General features: G+C 44.6%; 7 protein-coding genes. 5 read left to right on the top strand and 2 right to left on the bottom strand.

The window, feature by feature from the left end; translation table 11 throughout:
• Nucleotides 1–2809, top strand: a 2809-nt coding sequence (locus tag ACP5P5_RS13030; RefSeq protein WP_428286549.1) for a T9SS type A sorting domain-containing protein, incomplete at its 5' end; no start/stop codon positions are given.
• Between the two features lie 33 nt (nucleotides 2810–2842).
• Complete coding sequence (locus ACP5P5_RS13025) at nucleotides 2843–3262, top strand: hypothetical protein (RefSeq protein WP_428286548.1); 420 nt, start codon at nucleotides 2843–2845, stop codon at nucleotides 3260–3262.
• Nucleotides 3263–3540: 278 nt separating this feature from the next.
• Here the strand turns inward: ACP5P5_RS13025 and ACP5P5_RS13020 are convergent, their stop codons facing one another.
• Both ACP5P5_RS13020 and ACP5P5_RS13015 read right to left on the bottom strand, forming a co-directional pair.
• Nucleotides 3541–4281, bottom strand: a complete 741-nt coding sequence (locus ACP5P5_RS13020) for a nucleotidyltransferase family protein (protein ID WP_428286547.1) — start codon at nucleotides 4279–4281, stop codon at nucleotides 3541–3543.
• 8 nt (nucleotides 4282–4289) lie between these two features.
• On the bottom strand, nucleotides 4290–5753 hold the full coding sequence (locus ACP5P5_RS13015; RefSeq protein ID WP_428286546.1) for a RapZ C-terminal domain-containing protein: 1464 nt from the start codon (nucleotides 5751–5753) through the stop codon (nucleotides 4290–4292).
• A 132-nt stretch (nucleotides 5754–5885) separates the two neighbouring features.
• Here ACP5P5_RS13015 and ACP5P5_RS13010 point away from each other — a divergent pair, with 132 nt between their 5' ends.
• The 3 genes from ACP5P5_RS13010 (at nucleotide 5886) to ACP5P5_RS13000 (ending at nucleotide 11380) form a co-directional block, all read left to right on the top strand.
• A complete protein-coding gene (locus tag ACP5P5_RS13010; protein WP_428286545.1) occupies nucleotides 5886–8711 on the top strand; it encodes a TonB-dependent receptor in 2826 nt (941 codons plus the stop codon).
• A 129-nt stretch (nucleotides 8712–8840) separates the two neighbouring features.
• Nucleotides 8841–9929, top strand: a complete 1089-nt coding sequence (locus tag ACP5P5_RS13005; protein ID WP_428286544.1) for an aromatic ring-hydroxylating oxygenase subunit alpha — start codon at nucleotides 8841–8843, stop codon at nucleotides 9927–9929.
• Between the two features lie 38 nt (nucleotides 9930–9967).
• Nucleotides 9968–11380, top strand: coding sequence for an APC family permease (locus tag ACP5P5_RS13000; RefSeq protein WP_428286543.1), 1413 nt, complete (start codon nucleotides 9968–9970; stop codon nucleotides 11378–11380).
• The last annotated feature ends 891 nt before the right edge of the window (nucleotides 11381–12271 follow it).

Below are 12271 nucleotides of genomic sequence, written 5' to 3'. Positions count from 1 at the left end.
CGTCATCAAAACTATTTCCCTTTCAGGAAATACCCATTTCCTCAACTCTGCAAACGGGAGTCCCAATACTGCACTATACACAGATGGAACTACCCCTTCTAAATTAGGAATGTATGCAGGGGGTAATTATCCTCTCTCCACCTACCAAACAATTGCAGCAGGTAATCCAAATGTATTTACAGAGCAATTCAACAGTTCCAGTTCTGTTTTTTATCAAAATGGAAATGCCTCCGCTACTTTTAATGCCGGAACACAGGGTATCGGCGGCGTGCAGTTGGCTAGTGTAAATGGTTCCAGTGCTTTTTCAAATATTGCCATATCAGAAATTACCGTTTTTCCCCAAGCCTTGTCTACGACTAACAGACAAACTTTAGAATTAAATCAAGGAACATATTATTCAATAACAATACTTAACACAAGTTCAAACTGGACCGGGGCAATCAGTACTGACTGGGCCAATTCCGGTAACTGGACCAACGGAGTACCCACCTCTTCCATGAACGCAACCATACCCAATGTTGCGTCCGCACGTTTTCCGGTGATAAGCGCAGCAGCGCAGGCAGGAAATTTAACTATTAACAGCGGGGCCTCCCTTACCCTAAACAATACTTTGCAGGTGGCAGGTAATTTGGCCAACAATGGTAGCATTACCAATAACAGTACCCTGAGCATTGCCGGCAACCTGGCCAATAGCAGCTCAGTAACCGGAACCGTGGTTTTGAATGGAACATCCAATCAATCCATATCCGGCACAGGCACTTATGGCAGTCTGACCCTGAACAACAGCAGCGGGAGTATTATTACCCTTAACAACCCAATCCGCATTACCCAATTATTAACCATTACTGCGGGTACACTGAACCTGAACAACAGCGATATTACTTTGGGCAGCAGCAGTATTGCCAACACTGCCCAGGTAGGGAATGTGAGCGGTAGCATCATTTATCCCGGAACCGGCCGTTTTGTGGTGGAACGGATAATTGCCAAGGCAGATGGTACACAAAGTGTGGTTGCATATAATAATGTTACCGCTTCTGTACTTTCAGACCAGTCTGTCTGGGCCAACTGGCAGGAAAGTGCCACAACTGCCAATTATAACCCCAACAATGGCTATGGTACACAAATTACAGGCGAATATGGCGCCAGTCAGGGAAATGATGCTACTACCGGCATTGATTACACCAATGTGAGCGGGGGTACCCAATCGATGTGGACTTGGGATATTACCGTACAAAAATATGTACCGGTTTTAAATACCAAAACCTCCACACTTAAACCATACCTTGGCTATATGATGTATGTAATTCCAAGGAATATTAACCTGTATTCGGTTGCGCAAGGTAGTCCTATTTATTTTCAACAAACCATTCTACGCTCCCGCGGTAAATTACTTACCGGTAATTTTACCATTAATTCAGGGGTAGGTTCCACCTATCAGTTGGGGGGTACCACCACTTACACAGACAATAGCTATAAATTAGCCGGGGCTGCCAGTGTGGCTGTAGTAAATGATTCAATTTATACCCTGGTAGGTAATCCCTATGCAGCTGCTTTTGATTTTACACAGGCGATGGCGAACAGCGGTACCAGTGGTTTGGTAACCACCCAGTATAGTTTTTATGACGGCGCTATTGCACAATATGTTACCTGGGATGCTACAACGGGGCCCAGTGTAGCGGGTAGCGCAGCCAATAAATATATTCAACCTGGCCAGTCTTTTTTCCTGCAAAATGATTTAACCAATAATACCCGGCAATTTATTGTTACAGAAAACAACAAAGCTACAGGGGCGGCTTTAACCGGAATCTTTAACCAGACCACTCCTTTTACCAGGCTATATATTGCTTTACAGGATGGAGCAGGGCATACCCGCGATGGGGCTTTACTGGCCCAACGGGATGATTTCAGTAACCTAAGCAGGGTGGGAGAAGATGCCCGTAAATTCCGGAATCCTTCCGAAAACCTGGCTTTTACTTTGAACAGAATGAACTGGAGTATTCAAAAAATTCAAAATCTACCGATTGGCGATACACTGCCCATTACCGTTTGGAATGTAACGGCCGGGAAGGAGTATCAATTCACTGCTTACGGACAATTACTGCCACAAGGATGGGCTATTTATGATGCCCTGACCAGGCAAACCCATATTTTATCTGACGCCGATTCTTTGCGCATTGCCTTTACCCCTACCACCGACACAACTACTTATTTGCACCGCTTTAGTGTGGTGCGTGTGGCCGCTTTACCAAGCAGCAATACCTCACTATATTTACGTGTGAACGGCCTGAACGGGCAATACACCTTATTGGGAACATCAGGGCCAAGCCTGGCTGCTACCGGCCCTGATTATACTTTTGAGCGGAGTTCCGATAGCCTTCATTTTGCGGCTATTGGAATGCTGAACGGAGTACATGATACCGCCTTTGGTTATACAGATGCGGCCGCTCCGAAAGGCAGGGTTTGGTACCGTATACGCGGCTTTGCGGCCGACCGCACAGTGTATTCCAATACCGTGGTTGCCACCGACAATACAAGTGCCATGAGCATACAGGTGTACCCCAACCCCAGCAATGGAGAAAGCGTAGCACTGGGTATCCGGAACCTGCCGGTCGGATTGTACCGGGTATCCCTATACAATAGCAACGGACAGCTGGTGTACAGCAATACCCTGAATGTAGCCGATAGTAATACGGCACAGGCTTTGCAGTGGAATAGCCGATTGGCAACAGGTACTTACTTTGTACAGTTGCAATCTGCCCGTGACCCGGGTTTGCGATTTACACAGACGATATTGATACAAAACCATTAATTTTATTTGATATAAAACCATTAATTTTATTTTGTGAAACATAAAAAACTCAATGTTTGTTTTGTTTTAACCCTGCTCTGCTTAGTGAACTGCCTATTGCTGCCGGCAATGGCTACTGCCCAGTTCGGAAGCACAGGTATTTACAGGAATAACCCTCTTTTAGACGGGGGTACCAACCGCCCTAACATTGGCAATGGCCGATTACACATTAGTAATGGCATTAGCAATGGTACCATTGGTTTAACGCCCAATGCATCTGCACCTGGCCTGGGGATTACCCCACCTGCTTTAAGCACATTTGGCAGCCCGGGGGGTGGGCCAGGGGGAGGTAATCCGCCTCCTGGTGGTACATTCAATGCACCTTTAGATGGTGGTGCACTAATTTTAATTTTTTTAGGAATTGGATTATTTTTGCATTTGCGGCTACGGGAATTGCACAAGCGGAGGATATAGCATATAGCACTTCGTGGATTTTATGGGAACTACTGCGGAACCACCCAGCGGTAGGGTTAATGTCTTACTTTTTTATTTAACTTTCTTTACACCCTGTTACAAACAATCACAAAAAATCAAGGCATCCTCAGTGTTTAAATGGTTGATTGACATCAGCAGATTGATTGTTGCAATAGCCTACTATCTAAAGATGAACTACTTGATGGGCAATTCCGGCGGGTTGCATCACCCCCTATCGGTAGTGCACAAAAAAATTCAACCCCACTAAAAACTTTCCTCTAACAAAACCTCGAAGCAGCAGCAAGGCTTTCCGGCGTGCCTACATCTATCCAGGTGTCGCCGGTATGGTTAAAGCCTTCCAATACATAATTGGGTGCCCATTGCAAATACACCTCTACCAACGAATACTTACCCGGGCCGGGTAAATGCTGCAACATAGCCGGTTGTATGATTTGTATACCACTAAAGGCTTTGGGAAATAAAGGGGCATCCAATAAAGCTAATTTTTCTTCCCCTGTTTTTTGATTGCGCCATCCACAAAGGCGGTTCCGTTGGTTGAACAAAAAATAACGGGAAGCCACCCTATCGGTAACGGCTAAGGTAACAGCCGATTGTTGGGCGATGTGCTGCGCCAGCATGAGCTCTATATCTAAATTAGTTAATATATCTACATTCATCACCACCAGGGCATCACAATCCCTCAACAGTTTGCGGGCATGGTATATACCACCGCCGGTTTCCAATACTTGCTCCCTTTCATCGGAAATATGCAGGGTACTACCCCAACCCTGATTGTCCTGAATGGCTTGGATGATTTGATCGGCAAAATGATGCACATTCACCACCACATCACGAATGCCGAATTGTTGCAGGTAGCGGATATTCCATTCTAACAAGGTTTTACCGTTTACCTGTGCCAGCGCTTTGGGATGCGTTTGGGTAAAGGGTTGTAAGCGGGTACCCAAACCGGCTGCCAATACCATGGCTTTTACTACGGGGTTCTCTGACAGTTGCATCATAGTACCTTTTATTTTTTTTCTTCTGTTACCGGCAGTGTTACCCAATTGGACCGATTGGTATGGGCTAACTGCACTTTCAAGTTGTATTTATTACGCAAATGGCGGGCCGTTTGTTCGGCGGCATACACACTGCGGTGCTGGCCACCGGTGCAACCAAAATTAATTTGCAGGTGCTCAAAACCGCGCCGCATATATTCCTGAATGGTAATATCAATTACATCCCATACACTGTTTAAAAATACATTCATTTGGGTTTCCTGTTCCAAAAAATCCTGCACCGGTTTATCTAATCCGCTTAAATGCTTGTAAGCATTAATGCGTCCGGGATTTAATATGCCCCGCATATCAAACACAAATCCACCGCCGTTACCTGTTGTATCGGCAGGGATTCCTTCGCGGTAGCTAAAGCTGTTGATTTCTACCCGTAAGGGGGTATTGTCATCGGCCTTGGGTATATGAAACCGTTGCATAATGGGTGCATCGGTCATGAGTCGCAGTAACCGATCTAACTCCGGTGTAATAATCCCTACCTGTCGGTCGTGCATAAAAGCTTGCAGGTTTTGCAAGGCCAATGGAATGCTGGCCAGGAAATGGGCTTTGCGTTCAAACAAACCCCGGAAGCCATAAGCACCCAATACTTGCAATAATCGAATGAGTACATAGCCATTGTACTGCCCCACAAATACCGTACGATTCAAAGGATGGGGCAATAATTGATCTACCTCATTCATGTAATGGTTTAACAAATCCTGCTTCCATTGTTCGCTTAAATTGGCACGGGCCTGCCATAACAAACTGGCCACATCGTATTGCAAAGCACCTTTCATGCCTCCCTGAAAATCAATCGCAAAGGTGGTACCGTTGTGAATAAAAATATTGCGGCTTTGAAAATCGCGAAATAAGAAATAACGGTGTTCCGTTTTGGTAAGATAGGTACTCAGCGCTTCAAAATCGTCCATCAAAGCCTGCTTATCGTACGGTAATTGCAGGGTATCGAGGAAATAGTACTTAAAATACAATAAATCGCTCATAATGGCTTGTTTGCCAAATTCCTTGGCGGTTAAACAAGCATCGTAGGGAAACTGCCGATGACCCATGATTTGTAAGCGTGCCAGCATGGTAAGGCTTTGCTGAAACCAGGCAAATACTTCGGGGGTGTAACCCTTGGTTTCCAATACATTGAGCAGGCTGGTATCGCCCAAATCTTCCTGCAAGTAAATGGTGTGTTCCCGGTTCATGGCCCATACAGCCGGTACGGGCAATTGCAATTGCTTAAAATGGGCACTAAAGCGAACAAAGGTTTCATTTTCCCGCACATGGTTGTTGTAAGTGGCAATGGCAGTTTGGTTGGGTAAATACACCCGGTAATAGGTACGGTTACTGCCACTGGGGGGTAATTGGGCAATACGATGGGGTTGCTGCTGAAAATGTTGTTGTACGAGTTGCGAAATTTGTTCAATAATGGTAGCCATAAACGCAAAATTGCAGGTTGAGCAGCCAAAATAAAGGAAAAGGGGGGATACTTTAGGAATTTTTAATGTGACTTGTAAAAACAACGAAGTATTTTAGAGCAAATCACTTATTGTTTACCAAAATTCAACTGCATGCGTCTACTGAAATCACTCTTGTCAGTCATGGTAAGTACTTGTATTACCGTGACTGTGTTTGCACAACACACGTATTCGGGTAAAGTAACCGACAGCAAAGGACAACCCTTAGAAGGTGTAACCATTACCATTAAAGGCACCAGTACCAGCACGGCCACCAATGCGCAGGGGCAGTTTACCCTAAAAGGCGCCGATAATGCCGTATTGGAAATTAGTTCCGTAGGCTTTGAAACCAGAACCATCAAAGGCGGATCGAGTATGTCTATTGTTTTAAAAGAATCCGTAGCCAACCTGGGCGATGTGGTGATGGTGGGTAGCCGCGGAGCGGGAAGAAGCAAGACCGAATCGCCGGTGCCCGTAGACATTATTAAATTAGGTACTGCGAATAATACCACTGCCCGTATGGACCTTACCTCGGCCTTGAATTATTTAGCACCCTCTTTCAACTACAATAAACAAAGCGGTGGCGATGGTTCGGACGCCATTGACCTGGCTACCTTACGTGGCCTGGGGCCCGACCAAACCCTGGTATTGATTAATGGCAAGCGCCAACACCAAACTGCTTTTGTGGCCTTATTCGGTACCCGTGGCCGGGGTGCTTCCGGAACCGACCTGAATGCCATTCCGATAGATGCCATTGACCGCGTGGAAATATTACGCGATGGTGCTTCTGCCCAATATGGTTCGGATGCCATTGCCGGGGTCATTAACATTGTTCTGAAAAAAGACGTGAACCACTTAAGCATTAACACCGGATGGAGCGGGTATTATGACCACAAATACAATTCCCTGAATGGCTTTGACCCCAGCCAATATTACACCGGCCATCAGGTGGATGGAAATACCGTTTCTGTGGGTATGAATTATGGTTTACCCGTTGGCAAAAATGGCGGCTATATTAACTTCTCCGGCGATTTTCGGTCTGCCGGCAAAACTTTTAGAGAAGTACCCGATACCAATGTAATGACCAACCCCAAAGCCTTACCCATTAATACCATTCGCCGGGCATTTGGCGATGCTTCGGTATTGGCCGCCGGCGGTATGTTTAATATGGAAATTCCCATTGCCCATACCAATACCAGCTTTTATAGTTTTGGTGGTTATAACTACAAAAACTCCAATGCCTACGCTTATACCCGTAATTTTTCGGCTGCGCCGGAACGTTTCCCAACCGATGCCAATGGCAACCTGATTTTTGTGCCGGGCATTATGAAAAAAACGGCTGATGGCAGCGAAACGTATTACAATCCTATTGAAGATGTGCATATTACCGACTATGAAAATGCCACCGGTTTTAAAGGTACTTTCAAAAGCGGTTGGAACTGGGACATCAGCAATACCATTGGTTATAACAACTTCCACTACTTTGGACAAAAAACCTTTAATGCCTCATTCAATCCCGCCAATGTTAATAAAACCAACTTTGACGATGGAGGCTTTAACTTTTTGCAGAATACCGTGAATGCCGGTATTAACAAAAACATTAGCAAAGGCTTTAACCTGGCCTTTGGTGCAGAATATCGGTACGAGAACTATAAAATTTATCAAGGGGAAGAAGCCTCTTATGCGCTATACGATCCGAATAAAGCAGCCGGTGCCCAAGGCTTTCCCGGCTTTCAACCCGCAGACGTAGTGAATGCGAATCGCTCCGTAATTGCCGGCTATGCCGATGCGGCCATTGATGTTACCAAGCAATGGTTGATTGATGTAGCGGTAAGGGCAGAAAATTATACCGACTTTGGCGGTGTGGCTACTTATAAATTGGCTACCCGTTATAAAGTAAGCCACAACTTCAATTTACGTGGTTCAGTAAGTACCGGCTTCAGAGCTCCTTCTTTGCAACAGATTAATTTCAGCAATACCCAAACCAATATTTTAGGTGGCAAATTAGTGGCTACCCGTATTGTTCCCAATTATAGTCCTTTGGCACGTGTAGCGGGCATACCACCGCTAACACCGGAGAAATCGGTGAATGCCAGCTTGGGCTTCAGTTGGAAACCCGCACCCGAATTAACCATTACCACCGACGGGTATTTGGTGAACATTAAAAACAGGGTGGTATTATCCGGTCAGTTTAGTGCCGATGACAACACCTTACCTGCCGGTTTAATTAATGCATTGAATAACCTGAATGTGGCCGCCGCACAGTTTTTTGCCAATGCAGTTAGCACCACCAATACCGGTTTGGATGTGGTAATTGATTACAACAAAAAAATTGGCAAAAGCAATTTCAAAGCCACATTGGCCGGTAACTTCAACCATATTACCATTAACTCCATTAATGTGCCTGATGTATTAAATACCAGTTATTTACACCAGCAAACTTTTTACAGTACCCGCGAACAATCGTTCTTAATGGCATCGGCACCTAAGTCGAAGTTTTCATTGGGATTAGATTATAGCAGGAATAAAGTAGGTGCCGGTGTACACTTTACCTATTTTGGGCAGTTAACCACACAAGGTTATGGTTATTCCGGTTCACCCAATCCCATACCCAATGGCCCCGGCGATCCCAATATTTCCGGCAGTGGCAATGGATATGATCCTTATGTTACCACCGACAATGGCAGCACTACTGTACCGGAAAACTTTTTGTTCCATGGTAAAGTAACCACAGATATTTATGGCTCTTACAAAATAAGCAAATCGGTTACCCTTTTTGGCGGCATTGACAATTTGTTCAATGTTCACCCCGATTTATCCGCAGTACCCAATGCCCGTTATGCTTCGGCTTACGATAGTGAATCGGGCGGACCTTTCGATGCCATTCAAATGGGCTTCGATGGTATGCGAATGTTTGTGAAATTAGCCTTTAATTTTTAGACTCCAACTTCCACAGCTAGCCAACCAACCAACCGCCCCCTAATGGGGCGGTTTTATCTTTCAACACAAATTGTTGCCATTCCATGAATAGAAAACCTAGATTCGTAATTTTAGTAAAATGCTGTTATTATGAAACCGTTGTATGTGCATCCTGACATTGCGTATGCCAAAACCATTGATACCGACTTTTATTTAAACCCTGCCTATTTTGAAGCTTCAAAAGAAAACATCTTTGCCCCTTCGTGGCAATACCTGGGTGAAACGGGCATGTTGAATGATAACACAACGGTATACCCTATTACATTGCTACCCGACTATTTACACGAACCCTTGTTATTGACCCGCGACAATGCACAACAAATACATTGCCTGAGTAATGTATGCAACCACCGGGGCAATCTATTGATACCCACTGCCTGCAAGGCTAAGCATTTGCGCTGTCAGTACCATGGCCGATTATTTCAATTAGACGGACGCTTTATTTCCATGCCCGAATTTGAAGGCGTACAAAACTTTATTCCCGAAAACAATCATTTACCCGAACTGCCTTTGTATCGGTTCGGCAATTTATTATTTACCCAATTAAAACCGGGCCCTTCACCCGATACGTATTTTAAAGACATGATGGAAAGAGTGTACTGGTTGCCCATTGACCAAATGGTATATCGCCCCGATTTATCGGCCACCTATGCAGTAAATGCCCACTGGGCTTTGTATTGTGAAAATTATTTAGAAGGATTTCATATTCCTTTTGTGCACCCGCAACTGAATGCCATACTGAACTTTAAAGAATATACCACGGAACTATTCCCTTACAGCAACCTGCAAGTAGGCATTGCCAAAGCCGGCGATGTTTGTTTCAATATACCGGCCGATGCCCCCGATGCAGGCAAGTCCATTGCAGCTTATTATTTTTGGATATTCCCGAATATGATGTTTAATTTTTACCCCTGGGGATTATCGTTGAATGTGGTTGAGCCGAAAACCCCGTCGCAATGTACGGTTCGTTTTATTGCTTTTGTGTATGATGAAAGCAAATTAGGCAGTGGTGCCGGCAGTGGTTTAAACACCGTTGAACTAGAAGATGAAGCCGTAGTGCAGCAGGTACAAAAAGGCATTCGTTCGCGCTTTTACCAGCATGGACGGTATTCCGTATTACACGAAAAAGGCACCCATCATTTTCACCGTTTACTGGCCAATAGCTTTACCAGCGAATAGGCATTTGTGTAAATAATACAACAATTTAAAACAACCGAATGGCGCAATTAGCACGCACCCTGTCGTTTAAAACCACCTTATCGCTGGTAGTAGGCGGCGTTATTGGATCGGGTATATTCATGAAACCGGCATTAATGGCCGGACAATTAGGGAATGGATGGTTACTGCTGAGTGTATGGGTTGTGGCCGGATGCATTACCTTGTTTGGTGCATTAAGCAATGCCGAAGTGGCGGCCATGTTTCCCGAAACGGGCGGGCAATATGTATTTTTTGAAAAAATGTACGGTAGGGGCTTTGCGTTTGTGTATGGATGGGCGGCCTTTGCCGTTTTTAATACGGCCGGCAATGCCTCTATTGCGTATGTATTTGCCCAATACACCAACTATTTTATTCCTCTACCCGAATGCAATCCTGCCCTGGTAAAAGCCATTCACCTGAATATACCCTATGTGGGGAATATATTTCCGTTAGACCATATTGGCGTTAAACTATTGACCATTGCCCTGGTATTAACATTGACCTATATTAACTACCGCAGTGTAAAAGAAGGCGGTGCGGTACAACGCATTTTAACCGCATTAAAATCCGTTGCCATTGTGGTGCTGATTGGTGGCATTTTATTCTCGGGCAAAGGACATTGGCAAAATTTACAACATCCTTTAAGCAATGCCCCCACCGGTTGGGCGTTGGTAGGAGCCTATATGGCGGCTTTGGCCGGAGCCTTTTGGGCTTACGATGGGTGGAACAATATTACCTTTGTTGCCGGTGAAATACAACATCCGCAACGCAATATTCCCCGCAGTTTATTCATGGGTTTATTGTTTTGCATATTGGTATATGTGTTAGTAAACTTAGCCTATTTGTATGTGTTGCCATTACCACAAATGGCACAATCGGGCTTTGTAGCTTCCGATGCCGCTGCTGCTGTTTGGGGGGCTGCCGGCGGCAGTATTATTGCCCTGATGATTATTTTTTCTATTATTAGTACTACCAATGCCAATGTTTTGGCCACTGCCAGGGTAACCTATGCCATGGGCACCGAAAACAAGTTGTTTGCCCCTGCGGGAAAATTGCACCCCAAATACCGTACACCCGGCAATGCATTAATCATTAATGCCGTATGGACCATTCTGTTAATCCTGAGTGGGTCGTTTGATATGCTGACGGACATGTTGATTTTTGTGAGTTGGTTTTTTTATGGCATGAGTGTATTGGGGGTATTTATTTTAAGAAGCAAAATGCGCACTACGCCAAGGCCTTACCGTGTGTTCGGATATCCGGTAGTGCCGCTATTATTTGTGGCTTTTGTGGCCTTCTTTCTGGTGTCGACCCTTTATACCGATATACGCGATTATCAATTGGGCCGAACGCCTGTCATTAATTCGGTTTTGGGCATCCTGATTACTGCCATAGGGATACCTGTTTACTTTTTATCGAATAAAAAAGTGTAATGCCGGTAGCCTATTTGTGTAAAAAGAGCCTCAAGTATCAGCAAAAGCATATATGATCAGTACTGATGCGCTCAGTTATTGATAGGACAAATAGCCCTATGCTCCTCTCCAGCAGCATTTTCCCTACTTAATAGTAGCTTACTAATTGAAAGCTACACAAAGGCATTAACGTTTTTAAATGTGGGTGGGCAGGCTGCGATTTTTTAAAAGAGATTGGGTTTGCAGTTGCAATTTTATGCTCATGTTTTTAACTAATTTCCTTCACTTTTTGTTTGGATACAAAAAGTGACAAAAAAATCAAGGCGCCAAACTAATGCTAGTGCCTACCTGCCTCAAATGGGCAGCATATGAAGTACCTTAATATTCCACAAAGCATTCCGACGAAGGGTGTAGAATAGCGTGCTGCAGTAATTCACCACAGTAGTACTAACGCTACATCGGAGTAACCCCGCAAAAATGGCCGTCATATTTTTGCGGTGCCCTTTTTTGTTACTTTTTTGGGCAAGCAAAAAAGTAAAGAAAGCTTATGATGCTAAAAAGTTTTTTAAAGTTATTAATAACAGCATAAGGCGACAATGTTTTCCTAGTCGTGGGCATCCCCACTAACAGATAGTACATCATGTTGAAGCCTGCCAACATCAAATGGGCAGAACTTTATATACTTATTTTCAACGAAGTATTCCGACGAAGGAAGTAGAATAGCGTACTGCAGCAATTCACTACAGTAGCACTAACGCTACATCGGAGTAACCCCGCAAAAATGGCCGTCATATTTACCTCCTAGTGGTTGGTGTCCCCACCGACCACATTTCTACTACTTCCCCGCAGTATCTACCCTACTCAATAGTTTATTAATAGTGGTAACATATACAAAGGCATTTACATTATTGG

Source organism: Hydrotalea sp., from assembly GCF_049968455.1.
GTDB lineage: Bacteria > Bacteroidota > Bacteroidia > Chitinophagales > Chitinophagaceae > Hydrotalea.
Note: the sequence above shows the minus strand (reverse complement) of the source record. Positions and strands in the feature narration are given on the sequence as shown.